This is a genomic window from Enterobacter cloacae complex sp. 309I3, from assembly GCF_050031595.1.
Lineage (GTDB): Bacteria > Pseudomonadota > Gammaproteobacteria > Enterobacterales > Enterobacteriaceae > Enterobacter > Enterobacter cloacae.
Genome location: NZ_JBLGWI010000001.1, coordinates 1,926,548 through 1,953,053, shown reverse-complemented (window position 1 = coordinate 1,953,053; position 26,506 = coordinate 1,926,548). Strand labels below are relative to the sequence as shown.

Here is a 26,506-nt window from a genome sequence, read left to right as displayed (position 1 = left end):
TTTTGAAGAACAAGAAATCACTACCATGCAGAAGAAATCGATTTATGTAGCCTACACTGGCGGTACCATCGGGATGCAGCGCTCTGAAAACGGCTATATTCCTGTGTCCGGTCATCTTCAACGTCAGCTTGCCCTGATGCCGGAATTCCACCGCCCGGAAATGCCTGACTTTACCATCCACGAGTACGAGCCGCTGATGGACTCCTCCGACATGACGCCGGAAGACTGGCAGCATATCGCGGATGACATCAAAGCCCATTACGACCAGTACGACGGCTTTGTGATCCTGCATGGTACCGACACCATGGCCTTTACCGCCTCGGCGCTCTCCTTCATGCTGGAAAACCTGAGCAAACCGGTGATTGTGACTGGCTCGCAAATTCCGCTGGCGGAACTGCGCTCGGATGGACAGATTAACCTGCTTAACTCCCTCTATGTGGCGGCGAACTACCCGATTAACGAGGTCTCGCTGTTCTTCAACAACCGTCTGTATCGTGGCAACCGTACCACCAAAGCGCACGCCGATGGGTTTGACGCCTTCGCCTCACCAAACCTGCAACCGCTGCTGGAAGCGGGTATTCATATTCGTCGTCTGGGCACGCCGCCTGCGCCGACCACCTCAGGCGAGCTGATCGTTCACCCGATCACTCCGCAGCCGATCGGTGTGGTAACCATTTATCCGGGCATCTCTGCTGATGTGGTGCGCAACTTCCTGCGTCAGCCGGTAAAAGCGCTGATTTTGCGCTCCTACGGTGTGGGTAACGCGCCGCAGAACAGTGAATTCCTGAAAGAGCTGCAGGAAGCGAGCGAGCGCGGGATTGTGGTGGTTAACCTGACGCAATGTATGTCCGGCAAGGTCAATATGGGCGGCTATGCCACCGGTAACGCTCTGGCGCATGCGGGGGTGATCAGCGGATTCGATATGACCGTCGAGGCCACACTGACTAAACTTCATTATTTACTGAGTCAGGATCTGGACATCCAGTCCATTCGCAGCGCCATGATGCAAAACCTGCGCGGCGAACTGACCCCGGACGAATAAGGAGGCCTCATGAAGCAACGCGCCCTGTTACTGGTCGATTTGCAAAATGATTTCTGCGCGGGCGGCGCACTGGCCGTCGCAGAAGGTGACAGCACGGTCGACGTGGCCAATACCCTGATTGACTGGTGTAAATTGCGCGGTGAAGCCGTTGTCGCAAGCCAGGACTGGCATCCGGCCAACCATGGCAGTTTTGCCAGCCAGCACGGCGTTGAACCCTTCAGCCAGGGTGAGCTCGACGGTCTGGCGCAAACCTTCTGGCCCGATCACTGCGTGCAGCAAACGGAAGGCGCTGCGCTACATCCGCTGCTGAATCAGAAAGCCATCGACGCGGTGTTTCATAAAGGCGAAAACCCGGCTATTGACAGCTACAGCGCCTTTTTCGATAACGGACATCGCCAGAAAACGGCGCTGGACGCGTGGTTACGTCACCACGAAATCACCGAGCTGATTGTGCTGGGGCTGGCAACCGATTACTGCGTGAAATTTACCGTGCTGGACGCGCTCCAGTTGGGTTATATGGTCAGCGTCATCACCGACGGCTGTCGCGGGGTGAACATTCAACCGCAGGACAGCGCGCAGGCGTTTATGGATATGGCCGCTGAAGGCGCGACGCTGTATACGCTGGCAGACTGGCTGGAGACGCAGGCGTAGTCTTTTATGCCGGGGGGGCGGCTTCGCCTTACCCGGCACTTCCACTCCGATCCCCATAAAGTGAACTCCCTCGCATCACAAGCGAAGCGGCAATGCTATGCTTTTCAGGCTGTTTTTTCGCCACGCTTTTTCTGTGGCGTGGTTATTTTTATTCTGTCAAAGAGGAACACCTATGAAACGTTTGCCATTGCTGGCAGCTTTACCCTTGCTTTGCGCGTCAGTTGCTTACGCCGCTCCCCTGATGTCCGTGGGCTACTTCAACGGCGGTGGTGATGTCACTGCCGGACCCGGCGGCGATATCAATACGCTTGATGTCCGCCAGATCACCCACCTGAACTATTCGTTTGGCCTTATCTACAATAACGAAAAAGACGAAACCAACGCCGCATTGAAAGATCCGGCGAAGCTGCATCAGATCTGGTTATCTCCGAAAGTGGCGTCCGATCTGGCGCTTATCCCACAGCTTCGTAAACAAAACCCGAATTTAAACGTTCTGCTTTCCGTCGGCGGCTGGGGTGCCCGTGGTTTCTCGGGCGCAGCAGCCACCAAAGAGAGCCGCGCGGTGTTTATCCGCTCGGCGCAGGAGATTGTTGAGAAATACGGTCTGGACGGGATCGACCTTGACTGGGAGTACCCGGTAAACGGCGCATGGGGGCTGGTCGCAAGCACGCCTGCAGACCGGGATAACTTCACCTTCCTGCTGAAAGAGCTGCGTGCCGCCTTCGGGCAGAAAAAACTGGTCACGATTGCGGTTGGGGCCAATGCGGAAAGTCCGAAAAGCTGGGTCGATGTGAAAGCCATTGCTCCCCTTCTCGACTATATCAACCTGATGACCTACGACATGGCGTACGGCACTCAGTATTTTAACGCGAACCTGTATGACTCCAGCGCCTGGCCGACCGTGGCGGCAGCAGATAAATACAGCGTTGATTTTGTGGTGAACAATTATCTGGCCGCGGGGCTGAAGCCACAGCAGATGAACCTTGGGATTGGTTTCTATGGGCGCGTGCCAAAACGCGCTGTGGAACCGGGCATTGACTGGAGCAAGCCCGATGCGCAAAACAATCCGGTGACACAGCCTTACTTCGGCCCACAGGAGATCGGGTTGTTCAGATCACTCGGTTATGACCTGACCAAAGATACCTACGTGAAGTACAACGATATCGTGAAGAAACTGCTAAACGACCCGCAAAAGCGCTTTACTGAACACTGGGACGACCAGGCGAAAGTGCCGTGGCTTTCCGTGAAGGGCGCCGACGGGAAGGATCTGTTTGCCCTCTCGTATGAGAATCCACGTTCCGTCGCTATCAAAGCGGACTATATCAAAGAGAAAGGTCTGGCAGGCGCAATGTTCTGGGAGTATGGGGCGGATGATAACAACCAGTTAGCGAAGCAGTTGGCGGAGTCGCTCGGGATCTCGCACAAGTAATGAGGCAATCAAACCCTCTCCCACAAGGAGAGGGTTGAGTGAGGGCATCAACCCACACCGTTATTGTATTTTCATCGTCGCAATCGGCTTTGGCGTGATACCAAACTCTTCCTTCAGTTCACGCTTGCTCTTCATCACCATCTGGCCGTTGGTATCGATTGTCATGTGCTGCGCATCGGTATTGTTGCGCGCCTGCCACAGCATGACCAGCTGCAGACTGTTCTCTTTTTGCTCCGGGGTTAAGGCAACGCCATCAGGCCATTTCCCCAGCTCAACGGCGGTGACCAGACGCTGATAAACCTCCGGCGTCATACCGTTAATCATGTCATCAATATTCACGATCTCTCCCTTTCAAAGGAATAATTTGCTGAATCGTTTTTTCAACCTTTAATCTGATCGCCGTTTTCATCGTCGCTAAAGCTCAGAGAAGCTGAGTTAACGCAGAAACGCTCGCCCGTTGGCTGAGGGCCATCCGGGAAGACATGCCCCAGGTGCGCATCGCAGTTGCCGCAGCGAATTTCGGTACGCACCATCCCGTGCGACGAGTCAGTTAAGTAGCGGATCGCGTCATCGCTCACCGGCTCGTAAAAGCTCGGCCAGCCGCAGCCAGAATCGTATTTCGTTTGTGAATTGAACAGGGGGGCGTCACAGACCAGGCAATGGTATACGCCATCGCGTTTGTTATGCAGTAAACGCCCGGTAAATGGCGGCTCCGTGCCGTGATTCTGCGTCACGTAAAACTGCATTTCTGTGAGGTTTTTTTTCAAATCGTCAGGGTTACGTTGGTTCGACATATGCTTACATCTCGCTGTAGAAACAGACATCTTTTAACCCGGATTCTAACAAAACATTAACACCCTTGCGTGCACTTTTGATCTAAACTTATGTGTCGCGAAAAGGCGGTCAGGCAATTGTGATCATGCTCACATATTTATCCTGCGAGGCCTTTAAAATTCCGGGCGCAGCCCCCATGTGGTTGCTAGCTCAAAGGGAAAGTGAGGCGAGTCAGTCGCACAAACGTTAGTCACAGGATTGATTTGTCGCAATGATTGACACGATTCCGCTTGACGCTGCGTAAGGTTTTTGTAATTTTACAGGCAACCTTTTATTCACTAACAAATAGCTGGTGGAATATATGACTATCAAAGTAGGTATCAACGGTTTTGGCCGTATCGGCCGTATTGTTTTCCGTGCTGCTCAGAAACGTTCTGACATCGAAATCGTTGGTATCAACGATCTCCTGGACGCTGAATACATGGCGTACATGCTGAAGTACGACTCAACTCACGGTCGTTTCGACGGCACCGTTGAAGTGAAAGACGGCCACCTGGTTGTTAATGGCAAAACCATCCGCGTTACTGCTGAGAAAGACCCAGCTAACCTGAAATGGAACGAAATCGGTGTTGACGTTGTTGCTGAAGCAACCGGTATCTTCCTGACCGACGAAACTGCGCGTAAACACATCACCGCGGGTGCGAAAAAAGTTGTTCTGACTGGTCCTTCCAAAGACAACACCCCAATGTTCGTTCGTGGTGCTAACTTCGAAACTTACGCTGGCCAGGATATCGTTTCTAACGCATCCTGCACCACCAACTGCCTGGCACCGCTGGCAAAAGTTATCAACGACAACTTCGGCATCATCGAAGGTCTGATGACTACCGTTCACGCGACCACCGCTACTCAGAAAACCGTTGACGGCCCGTCTCACAAAGACTGGCGTGGCGGCCGTGGCGCGGCTCAGAACATCATCCCATCCTCTACCGGTGCTGCTAAAGCGGTAGGTAAAGTACTGCCAGAACTGAATGGCAAACTGACTGGTATGGCGTTCCGCGTTCCAACTCCTAACGTATCCGTTGTTGACCTGACCGTTCGTCTGGAAAAAGCTGCTTCTTACGAAGACATCAAGAAAGCAATCAAAGCTGCTTCCGAAGGCCCAATGAAAGGCGTTCTGGGTTACACCGAAGACGACGTTGTATCTACCGATTTCAACGGCGAAGTATGCACTTCCGTGTTCGATGCTAAAGCAGGTATCGCACTGAACGACAACTTCGTTAAACTGGTATCTTGGTACGACAACGAAACCGGCTACTCTAACAAAGTACTGGACCTGATCGCTCACATCTCCAAATAAGTTGAGATGAGTGCTTGATCCAAAAAGGCGACTTCGGTCGCCTTTTTTATTTATAAGACAGAGGATTGCTTAATGATTAATAAAATTTTTGCACTTCCGGTAGTCGAACAACTTACCCCTGTGCTCTCCCGTCGCCAGATTGATGGCGCTGATGTTATCGTCGTTGACCACCCGCGTGTGAAAGCCTCCGTTGCGCTGAACGGCGCCCACCTGCTCTCCTGGAAACCGGAAGGTGAAACGGAAGTGCTGTGGCTGAGCGATGCAACCTCTTTCAAAAAAGGGGCGGCGATCCGCGGCGGCGTGCCTGTCTGCTGGCCATGGTTTGGCCCTTCAGCGCAGCAGGGACTGCCTTCTCATGGTTTTGCCCGCAACCAGCAGTGGACCCTGAAAGCGCATAACGAAGATGATAACGGTGCCGTGCTGACTTTTGAGCTTCAGGCCAATGACGAGACCCGTGCGCTGTGGCCGCACGAGTTTACCCTGTACGCCCGCTTCAAGCTGGGTAAAACCTGCGAGATTGAGCTGGAAGCGCACGGCGAGTTTGAAACGACCTCTGCCTTGCACACCTACTTCAACGTGGGTGATATCAGCGCGGTAAAAGTGAGCGGCCTTGGCGATACCTATATCGACAAAGTGGACAATGCAAAAGAAGGGAAACTCAGCGACGGCGTGCAGACCTTCCCTGACCGTACCGACCGCGTTTACCTGCATCCGGAAGCGTGCAATGTGATCCACGACAGTGCCCTCAACCGTGGCATCGAAGTGATTCACCATCATCACAGCAACGTGGTGGGCTGGAACCCAGGTCCGGCACTCTCAGTGAGCATGGCCGACGTGCCCGATGACGGTTACAAAACGTTTGTCTGCGTTGAAACGGCCTGCGTCACGACGGCGCAAAAAGCCAGCGAAGAAAAACCGTCTCGCTTAGGGCAAACTATTCGCATTGTGAAGCGCTAAGACGCGGTATTATTTTGACCGCACCAGCACAATGCAAACGGGGCGCAAGCGCCCCGTTATAATGCAAAGATTGCACTGTTTTGATGCACAATCAGAACTTGTAGGTCACACCGACAGAGAAAATACCCGCCCAGGACTTGTCGACCATTGGGCTGTCTTTCACTTCGTCGCTCAGACGCTCGTAACGGCCAGTACCGTATACGTTCCAGTCACCCAGGAAGTTGTAGCTCGCGGTCAGCTCCAGGTACGGATCCCAACCATCATCTGCGCTGTAGCTCTTCAGACCGCTACGACGGGATTCATTCTTAGAAACGCCATAGTAGTAGTCGTTGTAGTTCTCACTGTTGTACTGCACACCAATACCTGGCGTCAGGGTTAACGCACCGTTCGTGTAGCGATAGAGCCACGCCAGATCCCAGATAAAGCCGTTGCTGTTATCCAGCGTGTCTCCCGCCAGCGCGGTACGCAGGAAGCCATATTCGGTGTTATGCACATAAGAGAGACCCGCCATCATGGTGCTCTTACGCTTGTCGAGTCGACGCAGGGCGTGGCTGTCGCTGTCACCCGGTTTGAAGTGCGTCGGATCGTAGTAGGCCATAATGGAGAGCTTATCGGCCGTATCGTTCCACAGATAGTAGCCGCCGCCCAGTCCACGGAACCAGAAGTTATCGCCTTCATAGGTGACAACCGGAACGGGATAAACATCACGATCATACTGTTTATACGGGCTGTTAATGACGCCAACGCCCGCACCTACCGTCCACTGGCTTTCCGCCTGTGCGGTGCTAACTGCGGTCGCGGCGAGTACGCCCAATGCCAGAAGTTTGAGTTTGGTCACAATCCATTCTTTCCTGTAGTCAAATAATCAGCGGGAGAAGTGTAACCGCCAGACCCGTACTTCCCCAAATTTTTTGCCTGCTAATCAGTTTGATTAACCCGTTATTTTTCATTTTTCAGATGACAGGCCGTTTTCACTTCTGTGACCGCAGGGTGAAAAATGCCCGTATGACATATAACGGCAATGGATATTTTTGGATGAGTTATTGATATGTCATTGAAATTAGATTTTATCAGCATGCAAGTTTTGCAAATGCCATCTACGCTTTAATTTAAGAAGAGTTTTCCTGCACGCCCCGCGGTTCTTAGCGTCTGACCTGGCACACAGGTTGCTGCTCTGGCAGTGAGGTGCGAGAGATTCTCTTCCGGGAGCCTCCACTACTCATACGAACGGCTCTTATCCTGTGCTAAAAAACGAAAGGACGGCATGCCATGAATATATTCGATCACTATCGCCAGCGCTATGAAGCTGCCAAGGACGAAGAGTTCACACTGCAGGAGTTTCTTACCATCTGTCGGCAAGATCGCAGTGCCTATGCCAACGCGGCAGAACGGCTATTGATGGCTATTGGTGAGCCAAACATGGTTGATACTGCCCAGGAACCACGGCTTTCCCGTCTCTTTTCGAATCGGGTGGTCGCCCGATACCCGGCGTTTGAAGAGTTCTATGGCATGGAAGATGCCATCGAGCAAATCGTCTCCTACCTGAAGCATGCTGCTCAGGGTCTGGAAGAGAAGAAACAGATCCTCTATTTACTCGGCCCGGTGGGTGGCGGTAAATCGTCGCTGGCTGAACGGCTGAAATCGCTGATGCAGCGCGTGCCTATCTATGTGCTGAGCGCCAACGGTGAACGCAGCCCGGTGAACGACCATCCGCTGTGCCTGTTTAACCCGCAGGAAGATGCGCAAATTCTGGATAAAGAGTACGGCATTCCGCGTCGTTATCTCGGCACCATCATGTCGCCGTGGGCGGCGAAACGCCTGCATGAGTTTGGTGGCGATATCACCAAATTCCGCGTCGTGAAAGTGTGGCCATCCATTCTGGAGCAGATCGCCATCGCCAAAACGGAACCGGGTGATGAGAACAACCAGGACATCTCGGCGCTGGTCGGTAAAGTCGATATCCGTAAGCTGGAAAACTACGCCCAGAATGACCCGGATGCCTACGGCTACTCCGGCGCACTGTGCCGGGCGAACCAGGGCATTATGGAATTCGTCGAGATGTTTAAAGCACCCATTAAAGTGCTGCATCCGCTGCTGACGGCCACCCAGGAGGGGAACTACAACGGGACGGAAGGTATCTCTGCCCTGCCGTTCAACGGCATCATCCTGGCGCACTCGAACGAATCCGAGTGGGTCTCCTTCCGAAATAATAAAAACAATGAGGCGTTCCTTGACCGTGTGTACATCGTCAAAGTGCCTTATTGCCTGCGGATCTCCGAAGAGATCAAAATTTACGAAAAACTGCTTAACCACAGTGAGCTGATGCATGCCCCATGCGCACCGGGCACGCTGGAAACGCTGTCGCGCTTCTCCATCCTGTCGCGTCTGAAAGAGCCGGAAAACTCCAGCATCTACTCCAAAATGCGCGTGTATGACGGGGAAAGTCTGAAAGATACCGACCCGAAAGCGAAGTCGTATCAGGAGTACCGCGATTACGCGGGTGTCGACGAGGGCATGAACGGTCTTTCCACGCGTTTCGCGTTTAAGATCCTCTCCCGCGTGTTTAACTTCGACCATGCGGAAGTGGCGGCCAACCCGGTCCACCTGTTCTATGTGCTGGAGCAGCAGATTGAACGCGAGCAGTTCCCACAGGAGCAGGCGGAACGTTACCTTGAGTTCCTGAAAGGTTATCTGATCCCGAAATATGCCGAGTTCATTGGCAAAGAGATCCAGACGGCCTACCTGGAATCCTATTCAGAATACGGCCAGAACATCTTTGACCGTTACGTCACCTATGCTGACTTCTGGATCCAGGATCAGGAGTACCGCGACCCGGATACCGGACAGCTGTTTGACCGTGAATCCCTGAACGCGGAGCTGGAAAAAATTGAGAAGCCTGCCGGGATCAGCAACCCGAAAGACTTCCGTAACGAAATTGTGAACTTCGTACTGCGTGCCAGAGCGCATAACAACGGTCGTAATCCGAACTGGACCAGCTACGAGAAACTGCGCACGGTCATCGAGAAGAAAATGTTCTCTAACACCGAGGAGCTGTTACCCGTCATTTCGTTTAACACCAAAACCTCAACTGACGAGCAGAAAAAACACGACGATTTTGTCGACCGTATGATGGAAAAAGGCTACACCCGCAAACAGGTTCGTTTGCTGTGCGAATGGTATCTGCGCGTACGGAAATCGTCTTAAAACAAGTGCCCGGTAGCGTTTAACGCTCACCGGGCCGACAAAATGCAAGTTGGCAAATGCAGTACGGGGGGTATATGACCTGGTTTATTGACCGGCGTCTGAACGGCAAAAACAAGAGCATGGTGAATCGCCAGCGCTTCTTGCGCCGTTACAAAGCGCAAATTAAACAGTCGATCTCCGAGGCCATCAACAAACGCTCGGTAACCGACGTCGACAGCGGCGAGTCTGTCTCCATCCCCACCGATGACATCAGCGAACCGATGTTTCATCAGGGGCGTGGCGGCCTGCGCCATCGCGTACACCCAGGTAATGACCACTTCGTTCAGAACGACAGAATCGAGCGCCCACAAGGAGGCGGCGGCGGTTCTGGAAGCGGTCAAGGACAGGCCAGTCAGGATGGTGAAGGTCAGGATGAATTCGTCTTTCAGATCTCAAAAGATGAGTATCTCGATCTGCTCTTTGAGGATCTGGCGCTGCCTAATCTGAAAAAGAACCAGCACCGTCAGCTTAACGAATACAAAACCCATCGCGCGGGTTATACCGCGAACGGCGTACCGGCCAATATCAGCGTCGTTCGTTCGCTGCAGAACTCGCTGGCGCGGCGCACGGCCATGACGGCCGGTAAACGGCGGGAGCTGCGCGAACTGGAAAGCAGCCTGAAGGTGGTAGAAAACACAGAACCGGCGCAACTGCTGGAAGAAGAGCGCCTGCGTAAAGAGATTGCCGAGCTGAGGGCGAAGATTGAGCGGGTACCGTTTATCGATACCTTTGACCTGCGCTATAAAAACTACGAAAAACGGCCGGAGCCTTCGAGCCAGGCTGTCATGTTCTGTCTGATGGACGTCTCCGGTTCAATGGACCAGGCCACCAAGGATATGGCGAAGCGTTTTTACATTCTGCTCTATCTGTTCCTGAGCAGAACCTATAAGAACGTGGAAGTGGTTTATATCCGCCACCACACCCAGGCCAAAGAGGTGGATGAACATGAGTTCTTCTACTCGCAGGAGACGGGCGGCACCATTGTATCGAGCGCCCTGAAGCTGATGGATGAGGTGGTGAAAGAGCGTTACGATCCGGCTCAGTGGAACATCTATGCTGCGCAGGCGTCGGATGGCGACAACTGGGCGGATGATTCGCCGCTGTGTCACGACATTCTGGCGAAGAAAATTTTGCCGGTGGTGCGTTACTACAGCTATATCGAAATCACGCGTCGTGCTCACCAGACGCTGTGGCGTGAATATGAACATCTGCAATCGATGTTCGAAAATTTCGCCATGCAACACATCCGTGACCAGGATGATATCTATCCGGTGTTCCGGGAGCTGTTCCACAAGCAATCGGCCACCAGCAATGCCTGACCACACAGCCAGCGACACGCTGGCTGTTTTCTTTCCCTTTCATCCATCCCCTTCGCAAAAAGATCTGTGCTACTGTTGGAAACTGCGTATTGGCAGATAACAGGTAAACTGACTATGTCTGATGAGGTTAAGGGTACGGCTACCCACCAGCAACTCATTTCGCTATTAACGCAGCAAGGTGCGCGCTTTCGCGTGATGGAGCACGAGGCCGTAGGAAAATGCGAAGCGGTAAGCGAAATCCGCGGAACCGATCTGGGGCAAGGCGCAAAAGCGCTGGTCTGCAAAGTGAAGGGAAACGGCGTAAAAAAACACGTTCTGGCGATCCTGGCCGCTGACCAGCAGGCCGACCTGAGCCAGCTTGCCAGCCATTTCGGCGGCTTAAAAGCCTCTCTCGCAAGCCCGGCCGAAGTCGATCATTTGACCGCCTGCGTGTTTGGTGCTATCCCACCGTTTAGCTTCCATCCGGATCTGACGCTGGTCGCCGACCCGCTCCTGTTCGAGCGTTTTGACGAAATCGCGTTCAATGCCGGTCTGCTGGAAAAATCCGTGATCATGGATACCCAGGATTATCTGCGCATTGCCCGCCCTGAACTGGTGACGTTTCGTAAAGCGTGACCGTGATGGCTGACGCCTCTGTCAGCCTCTCTTTTCCAGAAACAGAACTGATGCGATCAAAATCACCGCAATAGCGAAAAACGATGAGGAGATAATCAGCGTTTCAACAAACATGTGATCGTTCATCTTAGCGACCCTTTGCGATGCCTGATGCCGTTTTATCCCCTGTAAATGACACGGATATGACAATCTCCTATTTTTTTTAAAACACTGTCGTCAGCCGTTTTTCCGCGTAAAGTAAGCAGGCTTACTATTCTGGCAAGGACTCCTCATGTTTGACCCTACTCTGCTTATTCTTCTGGCACTCGCTGCACTCGGCTTTATCAGCCATAACACCACCGTCGCCATCTCGATCCTGGTGTTGATCATTGTGCGCGTCACCCCGTTAAACACTTTTTTCCCGTGGATAGAAAAACAAGGCCTGACGATCGGGATAATCATTTTGACCATTGGGGTGATGGCCCCCATTGCCAGCGGCACGCTTCCGGCCTCAACGCTGCTGCACTCGTTTGTTAACTGGAAATCACTGGTGGCTATCGCGGTGGGGATTTTCGTGTCATGGCTGGGTGGTCGCGGCGTCACGTTGATGAGCAGCCAGCCCTCGCTGGTGGCTGGCCTGCTGGTGGGAACGGTGCTTGGCGTGGCGCTCTTTCGCGGCGTTCCGGTGGGCCCGCTCATTGCCGCCGGGCTGGTTTCGCTGTTTATTGGGAAGTCGTAGTCAGGCTGGCAATATAGCGCGCAGGCGTTTGCCCCAGCCCCTTTTTAAACATCGTAATAAAGGCGGTGGTGGAGTCATAACCAAGTGACTGCGCCACCTGCTGAACTGACTTCCCGCCAATCAGCAGCTGCAACGCCACAATCAACTGCAGCTGATGACGCCAGCGGCGAAAGCTTAAGCCCGTCTCTTTGACCACCAGCCGTGCCAGGTTGCGCTCACTCATGGCAAAGTGGTTCGCCCATTGCGCCAGCGTCTGCCACGCGGCGGGCTCTTCCGCCATCTTTTCGCTCATAAACCGAATTTTTGGATGAGGGGAAACGGGCAGCTGTAAATGCTCCTGGCGCTGGAGCGGCAGTTCATCAAACAGCACATCCACCAGACGCGAGGTGGTGGCAAGCGGCAGTTGCTCACGCGTTTTTCCCGCCAGCGACAGAATCAGCTCCCGCACCAGCGGCGATATTTTCAGGGTACAGCACCGGTCCGGCAGACTGACGGCACCCGGTTCAATAAACAAAAAGCAGAGCTGCGCGCCTGGCGTGGCCCTGTTGCTGTGGGGCATCTGCCCGGGGATCCACACGGCATACTGGGGCGGAACCATCAGCATGGCATTTTCTACCTCACAGGTGATTGCACCACCCAGCGCCAGAATCATCTGCCCTTTGCGGTGCTGATGGAGCGGAATATATTGCTCCTGCGCTACCACGCGGATGCGAAACGCGACCGCGGCATCGAATTGGCTATCGGGATCGTAGCCGTCGAGTCCCAGACCGTTCATCAGGTTGTCCGATATTAGCGATAAACTGTCATTTTAGCCTGATTTCAACCACGGCGAAAATCGGTATTGTGTGCGCTCGCCTGAACGTATGAGAAAACAATGACTACTGCTACTCGCAAAGGCGCGCTGCTGATCGCCGGCATTCTGATGATTGCCACGACGCTTCGCGTCACCTTTACTGGCGCAGCGCCGCTGCTCGATACCATTCGCCTTGAATATGGATTAACCACCGCGCAAACCGGCCTGCTAACCACCCTGCCACTATTAGCGTTTGCCCTTGTCTCGCCGCTTGCCGCGGGCGTAGCACGGCGTATCGGCATGGAGCGCAGCCTGTTCCTCGCCCTGCTGCTGATCTGCGCCGGGATTGCCGTGCGCTCTCTGCCCTCCGCGGCCCTGCTGTTTACCGGCACGGCGGTGATAGGTTGCGGGATCGCGCTCGGGAATGTGCTGTTACCGGGCTTAATCAAACGCGACTTTCCCGGCCAGGTTGCCCGCCTTACCGGGGCCTATTCCCTGACGATGGGCGTTTCGGCGGCGCTCGGTTCGGCGCTGATTGTTCCTCTCGCTCAGGGGGCCGCAGGCTGGCATGGCGCGCTGCTGATGCTTATGATCTTTCCCCTGCTGGCGCTGCTGCTCTGGCTGCCGCAGTGGCGCCAGAAGCAGGTCGCTACGGTGACCGGTGCAGGGGCGCTGCACAACCGCGCCATATGGCGTTCTGCCCTCGCCTGGCAGGTGACGCTCTTTCTCGGCATTAACTCGCTGATTTACTACGTCATCATCGGCTGGTTGCCCGCGATATTACTCAGCCACGGCTACAGCGAAGCGCAGGCAGGCTCCATGCACGGGCTCTTACAGCTGGCCACGGCCATTCCGGGCCTTGCCGTGCCGCTGATCCTGCATCGCCTGAACGATCAACGCGGGATCGCCGGTGCCGTAGCCCTGATGTGCGCAGTGAGTGCGGCCGGTTTCTGGTTTGCACCGGATTTGGCGGTCGTGTGGACGCTGGTGTTTGGCTTTGGCACCGGAGCAACGATGATCCTCGGTCTGACGTTCATCGGCCTGCGCGCCAGCTCTGCTCATCAGGCGGCGGCACTGTCCGGTATGGCGCAGTCGATTGGTTATCTGCTGGCCGCCTGCGGGCCTCCGCTGATGGGAAAAATTCACGATACCGCCGGTGACTGGCAGATCCCCCTTCTGGCCTGCGCGCTGGCCTCGGTGGTGATGGCCATCTGCGGCATGCTTGCCGGGCGAGACCGGGAGATCACGCCACGCTAAAAACAGTGGCAGACCTGACGGTCTGCCTGTTATTTATCCCCTTGCCGCACGCAGCATCGCCTGTACCAACACCACCGGACGCCCCGCCAGCGCAGCGCGCTCGTGCTGGAATAAGGTAATCACGAAGAACGGATGGGTAACCAGCTCTGCGGCACGGATTTCCCCCTGCTCGTCCCAGCCCGTCACGCGCATATCACCGCTCTCCAGTTCCTGCGCAAATTCCGGCGATACGCCGTAGTTGCAGTGATATCCCTCTTCAATTTCCGGCTTGCCGTAGGCTTTCGCAATAAGCGTGTTGTTACGCAGTTCAATCGCATCGGTTTTTTCCACCAGCGAGCAGGTCAGCGGCGCAATCACCATTGAGCCTTCGGTGTCCGTTTCGGCGTGCGCCGCATCGCTCCAGCCGAGCACATTACGCGCATACTCAATCAATGCATGCTGGAAACCGCCGCAGGTGCCGAGAAACGGAATGCTGTTTTCGCGCGCGTAGCGTGTAGCGATAAAGGCGGCTTCGGTGTTTTTGTAGGGGCTTGCAGGAACCAGCCAGATGGCATCGTAACCCACCAGATCTTCAGGGCTGGTCAGCTCCGTCGTCGCAAGCCAGTCGTAATCAGCGGTGAGATCCAGTACTGCAGCAGCATCATCTATGGCCAGCGGGATCGCCTGGTGCGCAATCACATCGGGATTGTAATCGCCAACCAGCGCAATGCGCAGCGTCGTTTTAACCGGGAGGTGTTCCATGAAAGGTTCCTTATGCCAGAGTATTATCAGATAACATAAGGAACCTCAGACTACCGATCTTCTGCAATAATCACAATACCTTAAATTGGGAGGGGGAAATGATGATTCAGTGCAAGCGCGTCTATGAACAGGCAGCCCCGGAGGATGGTTATCGGGTGCTGGTGGACAGACTGTGGCCGCGAGGGGTGAAAAAAGCAGACCTTGTGCATAATGAATGGTGCAAGGCGCTAACGCCTTCTGACGGGTTACGTAAGGCCTTTCACAGTGAAACCATTGATTTCGCTGCCTTCAGCCAGGCGTATCGGGAAGAGCTGGCGCAGTATAAAGACGAAGGTTTGCGTCTTGCAACCCTCGCGAGACAGCAAAACTTAACCCTTCTCTACGCCGCGAAAAATACCGAACAGAATCACGCAATAGTCTTAGCCGACTGGCTGCGCCATTTGTGATTAGCTGGCCGTCAGCGCATCGAAGGTTTGCGGTGCCTCATCCGGCGTGAGCGGCAGCAGATGTTCGGCGCGCACAAACGCAAAACCGTGCTGATTATCAAAGGCGTAGACATCGCCCGTCACCAGCCAGAGCGCGCGATCCGCTGTCGCAGGCAGCTGCGTCATCACGCCATTGACCGGGTTAACGAAGCGCTGGCCGGGCTGGCAAAGGCCAAACAACTCAACGGATTTACCCACATTGCGACGGCCTGAGGCCGTGCGGGCACCAATGATCAACGCCATGCTGCCCGGTTTAAGCTGAAACATACTTCTCTCACGATAACGGTGGCCAGAATCTGGCTAAGAATAATCCTAAAGAGAAGTGTATCGCAATCTTTGTCCTGCTGTCACCTGTCGGGTTGCGGATGATCGCGGCGGTAGAGCTCCCATTCGTCGATCACTTCGCCACCGGGCAATTTACACTCCGTACGCACGCCCTGCGGGCTCTGGATTGGGATCTGCTCTCCCCCTTTTTCCAGACAATAGACAGAGGCAGGGTTAGCCATCCCCACCCTATGCGGCGGCGGTGGGGCAACAGGTGGAGACGTTTTTGTGGTACAGGCCGCCAGGGGTAGCGCGAGAGCCAAAAGCAGAAATCTCATCGTGTTGATCCTTTTTACATCATCAGAAGATAAGGGTAACGGGTCGCCGTCGCTTTCTCCATCATTTCTCCATTTTAACTGCACTTTTCAACACTATAGTGAGGCGTGTTCTCCTTATGACCAGAGAACATCATTCCGTAATCAAGATGTCTTTGCCCCGGTCTCAACAACGGGGCCTTTTTCTCCCCTGCCTGCTTCTGGTGGATATATAAAATTCTCACCATTCATGTTTTACTATGGCTGAAGTCGAAATTTTCAGCATAACATGCAGATGCAGACGTCTTGTGCATGGGAGTCAACCTACGTCATGTCAGATATCATCCTGGCCCGAGTGTCAGAAACGCTCACCACGGAACAATCCCTTGAAAGTCTCGTTCGCCAGTTGCTGGAGATGCTGGAACTTGTGACCGAAATGGAGTCGACCTACCTGACGAAGGTCGATATCAATGCCCGTCTTCAGCATATTTTGTATGCCCGAAACAGTAAGCAGATGCAGATCCCGGAGGGACTAAGCGTGCCCTGGGGCGATACATTGTGCAAACGCGCTCTGGACAGTGACACCATTTTCAGTAACGAGGTTCCTGAACGCTGGGCGGATTGCGATGCCGCGAAAGCGCTCGGTATTACCACGTACATGAGCGTGCCGGTTCACCTGGCGGATGGTTCCCTGTACGGCACACTCTGTGCGACCAGCACGGAAAAGAAGCTGCTCAGTGAACGCGGCGAACACGTGCTGAAACTCTTTGCCGGGCTGATTGCCCAGTATATTCAGAAAGAGTCGTTGCTTTCTCAACTTCGAGAAGCGAATGCAGCGCTCATCGCCTATTCCTTTACCGACGTTCTCACCGGTTTACCCAACCGCCGCGCCATCTTTGAAGATCTCAACACCCTGTTTTCTTTAGGCCGCCACCTTAAACGCAACGTAATTATCGCTTTTATCGATCTGGATGATTTTAAACGGATTAACGACCAGTACGGGCATGAAGCAGGCGATCAATTCCTCATTGAAGTCGGCAAACGTCTGTTAGATGAAAAGACCGAAGACGAGATTATCGGCCGCCTGGGGGGCGATGAGTTCCTGGTAGCCTGCCTGAGTAAAGCGGAAAATCAGGCTGATGAGGGTCAGATTAACCAGCTCAGGGCACGGCTTCGCGACCGCATTGCCGGCCAATACGGGTTGGGCAGTGTGAGTATTGTGTACCCGGGTGCAAGCCTGGGAGTTGTCGAAGTTGATCCTGCCGGGATGGATCCGGACAGCGCATTACGCGTCGCGGATGTTGCGATGTATCAGGATAAAAAGGGTAAAGGCAAAACGCGCTTTCACGTTTTGGATTAACCCCGTACACTCTACGGCATTCTGAAAACCAAAACAGGTGATGGCATGAGAATAGGGATCCTCTTCCCGGTCGTTATTTTTATAACGGCGGTGGTTTTTTTAGCATGGTTTTTTGTCGGTGGTTACGCGGCTCCGGGAGCATAAATGAGAAAAACCACCCTCATTATGCTGCTCGTCGCCATCGTCGCCGTTGCTGGCACGCAATTTGGCTGGTGGTAACACCGCAACGTAAAAAGGCCGCCATCTGGCAGCCTTTTTTAACGCTTATCAAACTTAGCTTTTGATTTTTCTGTAGATAAACAGAACAACCAGCGCGCCGATCACGGCGACAGCAAAACTGCCGAAGTTGAAACCGTCAACTTTGCCAAACCCGAACAGCGTACTGATCCAGCCGCCGACGACCGCGCCGACAATACCCAGTATCACGGTAACGATAAAACCACCGCCATCTTTGCCCGGCATGATCCACTTCGCCAGAATACCCGCAATAAGCCCAAAGATAATCCAGGATAAAATTCCCATAACTTTCCTCTCTGTATGGTTTTTGTCATTAAATCAACGACACAAAAAGGATAGCACAGGATCCGGGAAAGGAAATTTGTGATTAGTATCACAGCGAGAGAGTGCGCATTTAGTATCCAAAACCGCACCACACGAAATGTGGGGTTGCAACTTAAGATGAGAAAGATTATCTTTCTCAACACTGAATAGTTGAGTTAAACGCTCAGGTATTCAGTACGACATTGCTCACATTGCTTCCAGTATTTTTGCCCACGCTTTAGTGGGCATTTTTTTGCCCGCTTACACGGCGATAAAGGCATAGCGGTTGCGTCCTGCGCGTTTTGCCTGATAGAGCGCCTGGTCAGCCGCAATAATAATGTTCTGCTGGCTGCCTGCAATGTCAACGGCACGTGCGGTTGACACCCCGACGCTGACCGTTACCCGTCCAAAGGGGCTAAAGGCATGCTCAATATGCAGTGAAAATACATTGCGGATGATCGTCTGGGCCAGGCGGATGGCTTCCTGAATATCGGCGTCTGGCAGGATCAGCGCAAACTCTTCGCCGCCATAACGCGCCACAAGCTGGTTGTTGCGGGTGAGGCTCTCTCTGAGGCTATTCCCCAGTAGGGTAAGGCATCGGTCTCCTTCTGGGTGACCGTAGTTATCATTGTATTTTTTGAAATAATCGACATCGACAATGAGGATAGAAATTGGCGTGTCGTTATCCGCACACGTGGCGATTTCAGACAGAATTTTTTCATCAAACGTGCGGCGGTTGAAAAGCCCCGTCAGCGCATCTTCAGAGGCTATTATCTTGAGCTCTTTGTTATCTCTGGTTTTTCTGGACAGATCCGAATAGAGGAAATAAGACGCGACGATAAGCGCCACGGTAAAAATAAGAATGAGTACGGCGAGCTGAATGGCCTGCTTACGCCAGGCTGCAAGTGCTTCTTCTTTACTCACTGCAACGGTGGTAACCAATCCGTAACGTTTGTTTTTCTCAAAAGCGAAAATGCGTTCGACTTTATCAAACCGCGAAACCGAGCTGGCAATCCCTGAATTTTGTACCTTCAGGTATTCTCTGAACAGGGGTGAGTCTGAAACAATCGCGCCAATGTAGTTATTTTTAAACGGATAACGAACCAGCAACACGCCGGATTGTGTCGTGAGGCCAATGACACCAGCATGGCCAATATTAATCTGCCCGTAGAGTGCCAGAAAATTTTCGATTCCAAGCGTCACCACGACAACGCCGTTAAAGTCTCCGGTCTGCGTTTCAAGCCGTCGACTGATCGTAATCACCCATTTCCCGTTCGTTCTGCTCACGACCGGCTGGCCAATAAAAATCTGCTGACTTTTATTTTCCTTGTGATAGATAAAAAACGATCTGTCAGCCCCTTTTCGCGGCCCGGAAAAACGTCCGTACAATGCCGTAAAGATGTCACCATTGACATCGTAAATAACCACATTGTTAATCTGGCTAAGAAGATTATCCTGATTTTCTATTATCCGCTGAATATTGGTCGCCTGTTCCGGGGTCATACCATAAATGTCGATCATGTCTGAAATGGTGGTGATCAGCATTTCGCTTTGACGCATGATCCCCTCAGTATAAACATCCAGGGTATGGCTCAGGTTAGCAACGCCGGTATTAATTTGCTGAATTGACTGCTGTCTGGACGTGGTAATTTGGACCGCAAGCGACAACGAGATGATCAACGAGACAATGATGACAGTAATGGTTGTTGTGTAAAAAGTATTTTTCACATGCACGAGCTTTTCCACCTTATCACGCCTGACATCCCTGGCTGACAACTCGTGTCACTGTAACAAAGGTCAGGATAAGAGGAAAATAAATTGCACTTAAGCGCACAATAAGAAGCGGTTATTATTTTGCTTCACTAAAATTTGCGTCAGGGTTATTACGGAGATCCCCTGGCGCCTGCCGCTCTCTCCCGTGAGTACCAGGCTTGTACCCTGCCCCGGCTGTGTTAAGATTCACCCCATCAGGGAGCTGACAGGATAACCGGAAAATGAAAAAAATCATTGCCGTTGCTATCGTATCAACGATTCTGGTCATTCTGTCTCTGTATGCCGTGAATGCGGTTATCATCAGCCAGCAGAAGGATAAACAGCGTGAGATCGCCCAGACGCTTTTGCACTATTCCGAAGGATTATCCGAAAGCATCGCGCTGGCCCTTAAAGAGGTAACAACCCGAGGCTGCGATCAAACCAGCCTTGATCGCTACAGAAAGCTAAAACTCGACAGCCCCTATTTTTCCGATATCGGTTTTGTTGAAAATGGGCAAGTCGTCTGTACTGCCTTTTGGGGTAAGCTCGCCACTCCAGTCCCTCTACCAACAGAACTCCATAAAACACCAAGAGGCTTTCTGTTAGCGCAGTTTTCGAGAAAAGATTTTTTCACTGGCAACGCGGCAATCTATAATAATGTGATTATTTTCACCTCGCGTTATGCCTACGATAAATTCATGCCGGTTACGGCAAACTATGCGCTGAGTACCACGACGAAAGATTTCGACCGAACTTTTTTCTCGGTTAAGCCAGATGTCATAAAACACCACTGGCCAGATTCAGCGCTTTTTACCCTGACCCTGACGCAGTGCAGCACGCGATGGGACATATGCGTTACGGTGAAGCATTACGACGCGGGCCTGGCTTCGCTCCCCATTGTGGTGTTTATTCTTCTGACGACTATTCTGTGTTTTATCTGGACCGCAATCTCGTTGTTTTTCATGCGCATTTACGAAGATCGCTTCTCACTGGAGCGAACGCTGGTTAAGGCGGTAAAAAACAATTCTATCAGCGTTAACTACCAGCCGATTATACGTATCCAGGATAAAAGCATTGTCGGGGTAGAAGTGCTGTCGAGATGGCGCGATTATCATCGCACCGATGTCTCTCCGGAACTGTTTATTCCTTTAATTAAGAAAATTGGGCTGTACCGACAGTATTATATTAATATTATTGAAAAATCGCTGTCTGAGATCGCACCGCTTGCCATTAAACATCAGCTGATGATTTCGCTGAACGTTGGGCGAACGGAGATTGAAGATGGACAGTTTATCCAGACGTTACGTCGTGAATGTGCATTTAATCACATCCCCCTGTCTTTGATAAAAGTGGAACTTTCAGAAAAAGCGGTATCCAGTGCAGATATTCTTGAAGGGTTTTGTCTGGAGCTGAAAAAACTTGGGGTGAGAATATCGATAGACGATTTCGGCGTGAAAAACTCAAACCTGGACCGACTCTCTCTGCTGGAATATGACGAAATCAAAATCGATAAGTCGCTGGTGGACGGTATCAATGAACATTATAAGCAGAATATTTTTGCTATTTTTTGCGATGCGCTTGCCAGGCTCAACAAAACGCTCGTTTTCGAAGGGGTGGAAAGTGAAACCCAGTTTCGTTTTATTGCGGAGAGGTATCCTGACGCGCTGATCCAGGGGTGGTACTTCTCAAAATCACTGACATGCAGTGAACTGGCGAAGAAACTTACGATGAGAATGCCCTTGCGGGCTACTCGTTCCCCCACTGATTAAGGAAATTCGCAATATCATCGATGCGTGCCGTGCGGATCCCCGCCTCACTGGCCATTTCCTGCTGGGCTTCCTCGCTGATTTCCTCGTTGTTCGTTAACCGCGTCAGCAGCAGCTGGAAATAGTACGCCAGCGCGTCATGCTCTGACTCACTGACTGGCTCAGCGGTTTCCGTCGAATACTCATCGACGATGTCATAATATTTAAGCGGAATATCGTTGTTCATAAACAGTCTCTCGTCTGTCATTTAGCGGGTGATGCACCGAGTATAGCGGACGCATTACGTTGACCAAAGTATTAGATAAGCAGCGCAAGTAAGGCAGCGAGAGCCGGCATAGCCTGAACATAGAGTATTTTTCGACTGGCAGTCGCTGCGCCAAAAATTCCGGCAAGTAGCACGCAGCTCAGGAAAAAGAGGGTCACAGGGACACCGCGCTCTCCGAGCCAGAGCCCCCAGAGCAGACCCGCCGCCAGAAAACCGTTATACAGCCCCTGATTCGCAGCCAGTACGCGGGTTTCACGCGCAAAATCGGGCGTGAGATTGAAAGCCTTGTGCCCGGTTTTGGTGTTCCACAGGAACATCTCCAGCACCAGAATATAGAGATGGATTAACGCAACAATAACGATAAGTACAGTGGCTAACATGAGGCTGTCTCACACAGTCAGTGGCAAAATAAATGCCGTCCCATCGGACGGCATTTTTGTATTAACGAACCAGATGCAGGAAGTGCAGATGTTTTTCGTACTGGTCCAGTATGTCATTGATAAGCTGTTCCTGATTCCAGCCCATCACATCATAGTTCTGACCGCCCTCTTTCAGATACACTTCAGCGCGATAATAGCGGTGTTGCTCTGCCTGTTGCTCGTCATTATCCATAGCGGCAAGAGCAAAAGTTGGCGAATTATAGCCACGTAGCCTCACTTCATAAATAAAGTTCAGCTCATTGCCTAAATCAACTTCAAGCCGGAGACGATCGTCAGCCGCATCATTGATATGACTCAACGTCCCCTGCTTGTTCAGTTCTTCCTGAACCAACGTCATGGCAGGCTGGATAACGTCGTCCATAAACCGTTTCACCAGAGAACGTTTCGGCAGATAGGCGATATTGCGCAACCTTCTTTGCCACGGAATAGGGTTACGTGCGGCAGTCGGCGCAATCGTCGCCATGCTCAGACTTTCACGTTTGGTCAAATCCCGACGCAGGGCTTTTAACAGTCCGTATATTGAGATCAATAAGATCACGGAGAACGGTAATGCGCTCGCTATTGTCACGGTTTGCAGCGCGCTCAGCCCACCCGCAATCAGCAGTGCAATGGCCACAATCCCCATAAGCGAGGCCCAGAAAATTCGTTGCCATACAGGCGTGTTAGCGACGCCACCCGATGCCAGCGTATCAACAACCATCGCCCCAGAGTCAGCCGAGGTGACAAAGAAGACAATGACCATCGCCATTGCAATAAATGACAACACTGAGGAAAACGGGAAATGTTCAAGGAAATTAAACAGGGCCAGCGCGACATCCTGCTGGACGGTATTTGCCAGGTCTGTTGCTCCCTGATTCATGATGAGATAAATGGCGCTGTTACCAAACACCGTCATCCACATGAGGGTAAAACCTGCGGGAACAAACAGCACGCCCGTAACAAACTCACGAATTGTCCTGCCACGGGATACGCGCGCGATGAACATACCGACAAACGGCGACCAGGAAAGCCACCATCCCCAGTACAACAGCGTCCAGCCACCAAGCCAGTTGCTTGATTTCGGTTCGTAGGCGTAAAGGTTAAAGGTTTTACTCACTAATTCCGAAAGATAACCGCCGGTATTTTCGACAAAAGATTTCAGCAAAAGTACGGTTGGTCCAAGACACAGCACAAGCGCCAGAAGTAAAACAGCCAGACCCAGATTGAGTTCAGAGAGGATACGTATTCCCTTGTCCAGACCGGACACCACTGAAATCGTCGCTAACCCCGTGATGACCACAATCAGAATGACCTGCACCGTTTCATTGATGGGCACCCCAAAAAGATGGTTCAGACCGGCATTAACCTGCAAAACACCGTAACCCAGCGATGTGGCAACGCCAAAGACCGTCCCTATCACCGCAAAAATATCGACTGCATGGCCGACAGGACCGTAGATGCGATCGCCGATGATGGGATAGAGTGCGGAACGCAGCGTTAAAGGCAAACCGTGACGGTAGCTGAAGAATGCCAGAATCAGCGCCACAATGGCATAGATGGCCCATGCATGCAGTCCCCAGTGGAAGAACGTCAGGCGCATGGCTTCTTTCGCTGCGGCTACGGTTTCAGGGGTGCCGACGGGTGGCGAAAGGTAATGCATTACCGGTTCGGCAACGCCAAAGAACATCAGGCCAATCCCCATCCCTGCCGAAAACAGCATCGCAAACCAGGAATGGTAGCTGAAATCAGGCTGGGCATGATCCGGCCCCAGTTTGATATCACCGTAACGCGAAAGACCGAGGAAAGTAACACTCAGTAAAATCAGGGCGACAGCAAGAATGTAGAACCAGCTGGCATTGGTGAATATCTGTTGCTGCAGGAGTTTGAATTTTTTGTCGGCCAGATCCGGGAATACTGCGGCAAAGGCGACAAGAAGGAAAATTAACAAAGCAGATGTGAAGAATACCGCTTTGTTAATCTGGCTTGTAGACTTCTTTGGGATAGTATCATTTTCACTCATAATCAATTCATTCCATTATCGTAGACCGCCCCGGTTGAGAGGCGTTACCTCTCATAGGGTAGCAAAATTCAACACCCCAGGGGGACAATAATCTGAATGAATGTCAGGGTGGTATAAACTGTCCGGTGACGATCGCCGCGTTATCAATAAAGCCTGCGGGGTGGACATCGGGATTTACCGATTTGCAACGTGCCGGCAGCATGCACCAGATCCGCTAACGTACGAACCTGCATTTTATCCATCACCCTGCGTCGATGTACCTTCACCGTAATTTCTGTTATGCCCAGTTCCGATGCGATTTGTTTATTTTGCAAGCCATTAATTGCCAGCTCAAAAATCTGTTTCTCACGTCGCGTCAACGCCTGGTAATTTTTGCACAGTTCAAATAACCGTTGCTGTTCCAGAAAATGATTTGTCGCGTCGATCAATACCTCATTCACCACGCGCAAAAGTTGTTCAGGTTCGACCGGTTTGGTCAAAAAATCCCGGGCGCCTGCTTTCATTGCCCGAACGCAGGAAGGGATTGAGCCGCTCTTCGTCAGAATGAGTACCGGTATAGCGCATCCACGCGCTTTGAGTGCATCCATCACGTCAAAGCCATTCATACGCGGAAGGTTTAATTCAAGGATTAAGCATGAAGGATGATCAACGATGGGAGAGGATAAAAATTCTTCGGCATTACTGAAGTCAAACGTCTGATAGCCCGCGGCTGTTAAGAACTGAACAACAAACGACCGATATGCATCATCATCATCGATAACATAAATAACCTCTTCCATATCAATTTCTCCTGATTAAATCTTTCAGGGACATAATACGAACAGTTGCGTCCATTCCCAAAGTATTTATGACTGCTAACGTCATGCCGGATAACATTTCCACACCGTTCGCTTTCGAGAGCGAATAACGTTGATGCGCTCACATAGCCATTTCTGTCAGAAGCTATAGTCTCGCTTTCGCTTATTTCCCGGGAATATTCTGTGTATGAATTTTTTTATGAAATTTCCGTGGTAGTCGTGATACCGGTTTCACACAAAATAAAAACGGGAGCCATCAAGCTCCCGTTCTTGTTTAACCCAGAATCTGGATTACATATTCGCGATAATCGCGTCACCAAACTCTGAACATTTCAGCAGCTTAGCGCCTTCCATCAGACGTTCGAAGTCGTAGGTTACGGTTTTCGCGTTAATCGCGCCTTCCATACCTTTAACGATCAGGTCTGCGGCTTCGAACCATTCCATATGACGCAGCATCATCTCTGCGGACAGGATGATAGAGCCTGGGTTCACTTTGTCCTGGCCTGCGTATTTTGGTGCAGTACCGTGGGTTGCTTCGAACAGGGCGCATTCGTCACCGATGTTCGCGCCTGGGGCGATACCGATACCGCCAACCTGTGCAGCCAGGGCGTCGGAGATGTAGTCACCGTTCAGGTTCATACAGGCGATCACGTCGTATTCCGCTGGACGCAGCAGGATCTGCTGCAGGAACGCATCGGCGATAACATCTTTAATGATGATCTCTTTGCCGGTGTTCGGGTTCTTAATCTTCTGCCATGGGCCGCCGTCGATCAGCTCACCGCCGAACTCTTCTTGCGCCAACTGGTAACCCCAGTCTTTGAACGCGCCTTCGGTGAACTTCATGATGTTGCCTTTGTGAACCAGGGTCACAGAGTCACGGTCGTTGGTGATCGCGTATTCAATTGCCGCGCGCACCAGACGTTTGGTCCCTTCTTCGGAGCACGGCTTGATGCCGATACCGCAATGCTCAGGGAAGCGAATTTTCTTCACGCCCATCTCTTCGCGCAGGAATTTAATCACTTTTTCTGCGTCAGCAGAGTCAGCTTTCCATTCGATACCCGCGTAGATGTCTTCTGAGTTTTCGCGGAAGATAACCATATCGGTCAGCTCAGGGTGCTTAACCGGGCTTGGGGTGCCCTGATAGTAACGAACCGGACGCAGACACACGTACAGGTCCAGCTCCTGACGCAGTGCCACGTTCAGGGAACGGATACCGCCACCAACTGGCGTCGTCAGTGGGCCTTTGATAGCAACGCGGTAGTCGCGGATCAGGTCCAGCGTTTCTGCTGGCAGCCAAACGTCCTGGCCATAAACTTGAGTAGATTTTTCACCGGTGTAAATTTCCATCCAGGAAATTTTACGCTCGCCTTTGTAGGCTTTCTCAACAGCGGCATCAACCACTTTCAGCATTGCCGGGGTAACGTCTACACCGATACCATCACCTTCGATGAATGGAATGATCGGATTGTGAGGAACGTTAATCTTGCCGTTTTGCAGGGTGATCTTTTTACCTTCCGCCGGAACAACTACTTTGCTTTCCATTAACCTCTCCTTCGAGCGCTTCTGGTTGTTACTGATCTTATGTTAATAAATTGTAATGAGCCCTTCGATAGTACCTGATTGTCCTG

General features: G+C 52.2%; 30 protein-coding genes. 15 read left to right on the top strand and 15 right to left on the bottom strand.

What is annotated here, in order from left to right; genetic code table 11:
* Positions 1 to 25 precede the first annotated feature (25 nt).
* From ansA to ACQG22_RS09250, 3 genes are all read left to right on the top strand, one after another.
* Entirely contained in the window at positions 26 to 1,042 is a 1,017-nt protein-coding gene (gene ansA, locus ACQG22_RS09260) for an asparaginase (RefSeq protein ID WP_013097048.1), read from the top strand.
* A gap of 9 nt (positions 1,043 to 1,051) precedes the next feature.
* The gene (pncA, locus tag ACQG22_RS09255; RefSeq protein WP_102752494.1) at positions 1,052 to 1,693 is read left to right on the top strand and encodes a bifunctional nicotinamidase/pyrazinamidase; all 642 of its coding nucleotides are present in this window, start codon (positions 1,052 to 1,054) and stop codon (positions 1,691 to 1,693) included.
* 172 nt (positions 1,694 to 1,865) lie between these two features.
* Positions 1,866 to 3,122, top strand: coding sequence for a glycoside hydrolase family 18 protein (locus tag ACQG22_RS09250; RefSeq protein ID WP_013097050.1), 1,257 nt, complete (start codon positions 1,866 to 1,868; stop codon positions 3,120 to 3,122).
* A 60-nt stretch (positions 3,123 to 3,182) separates the two neighbouring features.
* Here the strand turns inward: ACQG22_RS09250 and ACQG22_RS09245 are convergent, their stop codons facing one another.
* Entirely contained in the window at positions 3,183 to 3,461 is a 279-nt protein-coding gene (locus ACQG22_RS09245; protein ID WP_013097051.1) for a YeaC family protein, read from the bottom strand.
* Between the two features lie 41 nt (positions 3,462 to 3,502).
* Complete coding sequence (gene msrB / locus ACQG22_RS09240) at positions 3,503 to 3,916, bottom strand: peptide-methionine (R)-S-oxide reductase MsrB (protein ID WP_013097052.1); 414 nt, start codon at positions 3,914 to 3,916, stop codon at positions 3,503 to 3,505.
* 341 nt (positions 3,917 to 4,257) lie between these two features.
* Here msrB and gapA point away from each other — a divergent pair, with 341 nt between their 5' ends.
* Positions 4,258 to 5,253, top strand: coding sequence for a glyceraldehyde-3-phosphate dehydrogenase (gapA, locus tag ACQG22_RS09235; protein ID WP_013097053.1), 996 nt, complete (start codon positions 4,258 to 4,260; stop codon positions 5,251 to 5,253).
* A gap of 72 nt (positions 5,254 to 5,325) precedes the next feature.
* Positions 5,326 to 6,210 (top strand): D-hexose-6-phosphate mutarotase, encoded by an 885-nt coding sequence (locus tag ACQG22_RS09230; RefSeq protein WP_013097054.1) that lies wholly within the window; start codon positions 5,326 to 5,328, stop codon positions 6,208 to 6,210.
* Positions 6,211 to 6,301: 91 nt separating this feature from the next.
* Here the strand turns inward: ACQG22_RS09230 and ACQG22_RS09225 are convergent, their stop codons facing one another.
* On the bottom strand, positions 6,302 to 7,048 hold the full coding sequence (locus ACQG22_RS09225; RefSeq protein ID WP_013097055.1) for a MipA/OmpV family protein: 747 nt from the start codon (positions 7,046 to 7,048) through the stop codon (positions 6,302 to 6,304).
* 431 nt (positions 7,049 to 7,479) lie between these two features.
* On the opposite strand from ACQG22_RS09225, the gene yeaG reads away from it, so the two are divergent.
* From yeaG to ACQG22_RS09210, 3 genes are all read left to right on the top strand, one after another.
* Entirely contained in the window at positions 7,480 to 9,414 is a 1,935-nt protein-coding gene (gene yeaG / locus ACQG22_RS09220; protein WP_013097060.1) for a protein kinase YeaG, read from the top strand.
* Positions 9,415 to 9,488: 74 nt separating this feature from the next.
* Positions 9,489 to 10,772 carry a YeaH/YhbH family protein gene (locus ACQG22_RS09215; protein WP_013097061.1) on the top strand — a complete coding sequence of 428 codons (1,284 nt, stop codon included), beginning with the start codon at positions 9,489 to 9,491 and terminating at the stop codon, positions 10,770 to 10,772.
* Positions 10,773 to 10,886: 114 nt separating this feature from the next.
* Positions 10,887 to 11,387 (top strand): YbaK/prolyl-tRNA synthetase associated domain-containing protein, encoded by a 501-nt coding sequence (locus ACQG22_RS09210; protein ID WP_013097062.1) that lies wholly within the window; start codon positions 10,887 to 10,889, stop codon positions 11,385 to 11,387.
* A gap of 21 nt (positions 11,388 to 11,408) precedes the next feature.
* Here ACQG22_RS09210 and yoaI read toward each other — a convergent pair whose 3' ends face one another.
* Complete coding sequence (gene yoaI / locus ACQG22_RS09205; protein WP_020690334.1) at positions 11,409 to 11,513, bottom strand: small membrane protein YoaI; 105 nt, start codon at positions 11,511 to 11,513, stop codon at positions 11,409 to 11,411.
* Between the two features lie 145 nt (positions 11,514 to 11,658).
* On the opposite strand from yoaI, the gene ACQG22_RS09200 reads away from it, so the two are divergent.
* Positions 11,659 to 12,105, top strand: a complete 447-nt coding sequence (locus ACQG22_RS09200) for a DUF441 domain-containing protein (RefSeq protein ID WP_008500737.1) — start codon at positions 11,659 to 11,661, stop codon at positions 12,103 to 12,105.
* On the opposite strand, the gene ACQG22_RS09195 is transcribed toward ACQG22_RS09200, so the two are convergent.
* Positions 12,089 to 12,880, bottom strand: a complete 792-nt coding sequence (locus tag ACQG22_RS09195; protein ID WP_013097064.1) for an AraC family transcriptional regulator — start codon at positions 12,878 to 12,880, stop codon at positions 12,089 to 12,091. The genes ACQG22_RS09200 and ACQG22_RS09195 overlap by 17 nt on opposite strands.
* Before the next feature lie 99 nt (positions 12,881 to 12,979).
* Between ACQG22_RS09195 and ACQG22_RS09190 the strand changes: the two genes are divergently transcribed.
* Positions 12,980 to 14,155 carry a CynX/NimT family MFS transporter gene (locus ACQG22_RS09190; RefSeq protein WP_013097065.1) on the top strand — a complete coding sequence of 392 codons (1,176 nt, stop codon included), beginning with the start codon at positions 12,980 to 12,982 and terminating at the stop codon, positions 14,153 to 14,155.
* Positions 14,156 to 14,188: 33 nt separating this feature from the next.
* Here the strand turns inward: ACQG22_RS09190 and ACQG22_RS09185 are convergent, their stop codons facing one another.
* A complete protein-coding gene (locus tag ACQG22_RS09185) occupies positions 14,189 to 14,896 on the bottom strand; it encodes a CTP synthase C-terminal region-related (seleno)protein (protein ID WP_346397433.1) in 708 nt (235 codons plus the stop codon).
* A 101-nt stretch (positions 14,897 to 14,997) separates the two neighbouring features.
* On the opposite strand from ACQG22_RS09185, the gene ACQG22_RS09180 reads away from it, so the two are divergent.
* Positions 14,998 to 15,342, top strand: coding sequence for a DUF488 domain-containing protein (locus ACQG22_RS09180; protein WP_218656771.1), 345 nt, complete (start codon positions 14,998 to 15,000; stop codon positions 15,340 to 15,342).
* Here the strand turns inward: ACQG22_RS09180 and ACQG22_RS09175 are convergent, their stop codons facing one another.
* Both ACQG22_RS09175 and ACQG22_RS09170 read right to left on the bottom strand, forming a co-directional pair.
* Complete coding sequence (locus ACQG22_RS09175) at positions 15,343 to 15,648, bottom strand: hypothetical protein (protein ID WP_013097068.1); 306 nt, start codon at positions 15,646 to 15,648, stop codon at positions 15,343 to 15,345.
* Positions 15,649 to 15,728: 80 nt separating this feature from the next.
* The gene (locus ACQG22_RS09170; RefSeq protein ID WP_095453145.1) at positions 15,729 to 15,983 is read right to left on the bottom strand and encodes a putative hemolysin; all 255 of its coding nucleotides are present in this window, start codon (positions 15,981 to 15,983) and stop codon (positions 15,729 to 15,731) included.
* Between the two features lie 307 nt (positions 15,984 to 16,290).
* Here ACQG22_RS09170 and ACQG22_RS09165 point away from each other — a divergent pair, with 307 nt between their 5' ends.
* The 3 genes from ACQG22_RS09165 to yoaJ are packed head-to-tail and all read left to right on the top strand — an operon-like array spanning position 16,291 to position 17,538.
* Positions 16,291 to 17,319: a sensor domain-containing diguanylate cyclase gene (locus ACQG22_RS09165; protein ID WP_013097070.1), complete on the top strand. Its 1,029-nt coding sequence runs from the start codon at positions 16,291 to 16,293 to the stop codon at positions 17,317 to 17,319.
* 45 nt (positions 17,320 to 17,364) lie between these two features.
* Positions 17,365 to 17,463, top strand: a complete 99-nt coding sequence (locus ACQG22_RS09160; RefSeq protein WP_014883431.1) for a YoaK family small membrane protein — start codon at positions 17,365 to 17,367, stop codon at positions 17,461 to 17,463.
* Complete coding sequence (yoaJ, locus tag ACQG22_RS09155; protein ID WP_071830143.1) at positions 17,464 to 17,538, top strand: protein YoaJ; 75 nt, start codon at positions 17,464 to 17,466, stop codon at positions 17,536 to 17,538.
* 54 nt (positions 17,539 to 17,592) lie between these two features.
* Here the strand turns inward: yoaJ and ACQG22_RS09150 are convergent, their stop codons facing one another.
* The gene (locus tag ACQG22_RS09150) at positions 17,593 to 17,841 is read right to left on the bottom strand and encodes a GlsB/YeaQ/YmgE family stress response membrane protein (RefSeq protein ID WP_008500746.1); all 249 of its coding nucleotides are present in this window, start codon (positions 17,839 to 17,841) and stop codon (positions 17,593 to 17,595) included.
* Between the two features lie 279 nt (positions 17,842 to 18,120).
* Positions 18,121 to 19,605 carry a sensor domain-containing diguanylate cyclase gene (locus ACQG22_RS09145; RefSeq protein ID WP_045295800.1) on the bottom strand — a complete coding sequence of 495 codons (1,485 nt, stop codon included), beginning with the start codon at positions 19,603 to 19,605 and terminating at the stop codon, positions 18,121 to 18,123.
* A 248-nt stretch (positions 19,606 to 19,853) separates the two neighbouring features.
* Here ACQG22_RS09145 and ACQG22_RS09140 point away from each other — a divergent pair, with 248 nt between their 5' ends.
* On the top strand, positions 19,854 to 21,380 hold the full coding sequence (locus ACQG22_RS09140) for an EAL domain-containing protein (protein WP_248088714.1): 1,527 nt from the start codon (positions 19,854 to 19,856) through the stop codon (positions 21,378 to 21,380).
* On the opposite strand, the gene ACQG22_RS09135 is transcribed toward ACQG22_RS09140, so the two are convergent.
* From ACQG22_RS09135 to icd, 5 genes are all read right to left on the bottom strand, one after another.
* Positions 21,358 to 21,603: a YmjA family protein gene (locus ACQG22_RS09135; RefSeq protein WP_020690326.1), complete on the bottom strand. Its 246-nt coding sequence runs from the start codon at positions 21,601 to 21,603 to the stop codon at positions 21,358 to 21,360. The two genes, ACQG22_RS09140 and ACQG22_RS09135, sit on opposite strands and share 23 nt — an antisense overlap.
* A 71-nt stretch (positions 21,604 to 21,674) precedes the next feature.
* On the bottom strand, positions 21,675 to 22,022 hold the full coding sequence (locus ACQG22_RS09130) for a DUF1304 domain-containing protein (protein WP_248088716.1): 348 nt from the start codon (positions 22,020 to 22,022) through the stop codon (positions 21,675 to 21,677).
* Positions 22,023 to 22,083: 61 nt separating this feature from the next.
* The gene (locus tag ACQG22_RS09125) at positions 22,084 to 24,081 is read right to left on the bottom strand and encodes a BCCT family transporter (protein WP_038979854.1); all 1,998 of its coding nucleotides are present in this window, start codon (positions 24,079 to 24,081) and stop codon (positions 22,084 to 22,086) included.
* A gap of 143 nt (positions 24,082 to 24,224) precedes the next feature.
* Positions 24,225 to 24,860: a response regulator transcription factor gene (locus tag ACQG22_RS09120; protein ID WP_029881986.1), complete on the bottom strand. Its 636-nt coding sequence runs from the start codon at positions 24,858 to 24,860 to the stop codon at positions 24,225 to 24,227.
* Between the two features lie 309 nt (positions 24,861 to 25,169).
* On the bottom strand, positions 25,170 to 26,420 hold the full coding sequence (gene icd, locus ACQG22_RS09115; RefSeq protein ID WP_013097077.1) for an NADP-dependent isocitrate dehydrogenase: 1,251 nt from the start codon (positions 26,418 to 26,420) through the stop codon (positions 25,170 to 25,172).
* Positions 26,421 to 26,506 lie beyond the last annotated feature (86 nt).

Excerpts from the sequence above, each read along its gene's own strand:
- ansA (WP_013097048.1), top strand. The coding sequence starts at position 26 with ATGCAGAAGAAATCGATTTATGTAGCCTACACTGGCGGTACCATCGGG.
- pncA (WP_102752494.1), top strand. The coding sequence starts at position 1,052 with ATGAAGCAACGCGCCCTGTTACTGGTCGATTTGCAAAATGATTTCTGC.
- ACQG22_RS09250 (WP_013097050.1), top strand. The coding sequence starts at position 1,866 with ATGAAACGTTTGCCATTGCTGGCAGCTTTACCCTTGCTTTGCGCGTCA.
- msrB (WP_013097052.1), bottom strand. The coding sequence starts at position 3,916 with ATGTCGAACCAACGTAACCCTGACGATTTGAAAAAAAACCTCACAGAA.
- gapA (WP_013097053.1), top strand. The coding sequence starts at position 4,258 with ATGACTATCAAAGTAGGTATCAACGGTTTTGGCCGTATCGGCCGTATT.
- ACQG22_RS09230 (WP_013097054.1), top strand. The coding sequence starts at position 5,326 with ATGATTAATAAAATTTTTGCACTTCCGGTAGTCGAACAACTTACCCCT.
- yeaG (WP_013097060.1), top strand. The coding sequence starts at position 7,480 with ATGAATATATTCGATCACTATCGCCAGCGCTATGAAGCTGCCAAGGAC.
- ACQG22_RS09215 (WP_013097061.1), top strand. The coding sequence starts at position 9,489 with ATGACCTGGTTTATTGACCGGCGTCTGAACGGCAAAAACAAGAGCATG.
- ACQG22_RS09210 (WP_013097062.1), top strand. The coding sequence starts at position 10,887 with ATGTCTGATGAGGTTAAGGGTACGGCTACCCACCAGCAACTCATTTCG.
- yoaI (WP_020690334.1), bottom strand. The coding sequence starts at position 11,513 with ATGAACGATCACATGTTTGTTGAAACGCTGATTATCTCCTCATCGTTT.
- ACQG22_RS09200 (WP_008500737.1), top strand. The coding sequence starts at position 11,659 with ATGTTTGACCCTACTCTGCTTATTCTTCTGGCACTCGCTGCACTCGGC.
- ACQG22_RS09195 (WP_013097064.1), bottom strand. The coding sequence starts at position 12,880 with ATGAACGGTCTGGGACTCGACGGCTACGATCCCGATAGCCAATTCGAT.
- ACQG22_RS09190 (WP_013097065.1), top strand. The coding sequence starts at position 12,980 with ATGACTACTGCTACTCGCAAAGGCGCGCTGCTGATCGCCGGCATTCTG.
- ACQG22_RS09185 (WP_346397433.1), bottom strand. The coding sequence starts at position 14,896 with ATGGAACACCTCCCGGTTAAAACGACGCTGCGCATTGCGCTGGTTGGC.
- ACQG22_RS09180 (WP_218656771.1), top strand. The coding sequence starts at position 14,998 with ATGATTCAGTGCAAGCGCGTCTATGAACAGGCAGCCCCGGAGGATGGT.
- ACQG22_RS09175 (WP_013097068.1), bottom strand. The coding sequence starts at position 15,648 with ATGTTTCAGCTTAAACCGGGCAGCATGGCGTTGATCATTGGTGCCCGC.
- ACQG22_RS09170 (WP_095453145.1), bottom strand. The coding sequence starts at position 15,983 with ATGAGATTTCTGCTTTTGGCTCTCGCGCTACCCCTGGCGGCCTGTACC.
- ACQG22_RS09165 (WP_013097070.1), top strand. The coding sequence starts at position 16,291 with ATGTCAGATATCATCCTGGCCCGAGTGTCAGAAACGCTCACCACGGAA.
- ACQG22_RS09160 (WP_014883431.1), top strand. The coding sequence starts at position 17,365 with ATGAGAATAGGGATCCTCTTCCCGGTCGTTATTTTTATAACGGCGGTG.
- ACQG22_RS09150 (WP_008500746.1), bottom strand. The coding sequence starts at position 17,841 with ATGGGAATTTTATCCTGGATTATCTTTGGGCTTATTGCGGGTATTCTG.
- ACQG22_RS09140 (WP_248088714.1), top strand. The coding sequence starts at position 19,854 with ATGAAAAAAATCATTGCCGTTGCTATCGTATCAACGATTCTGGTCATT.
- ACQG22_RS09135 (WP_020690326.1), bottom strand. The coding sequence starts at position 21,603 with ATGAACAACGATATTCCGCTTAAATATTATGACATCGTCGATGAGTAT.
- ACQG22_RS09130 (WP_248088716.1), bottom strand. The coding sequence starts at position 22,022 with ATGTTAGCCACTGTACTTATCGTTATTGTTGCGTTAATCCATCTCTAT.
- ACQG22_RS09125 (WP_038979854.1), bottom strand. The coding sequence starts at position 24,081 with ATGAGTGAAAATGATACTATCCCAAAGAAGTCTACAAGCCAGATTAAC.
- ACQG22_RS09120 (WP_029881986.1), bottom strand. The coding sequence starts at position 24,860 with ATGGAAGAGGTTATTTATGTTATCGATGATGATGATGCATATCGGTCG.
- icd (WP_013097077.1), bottom strand. The coding sequence starts at position 26,420 with ATGGAAAGCAAAGTAGTTGTTCCGGCGGAAGGTAAAAAGATCACCCTG.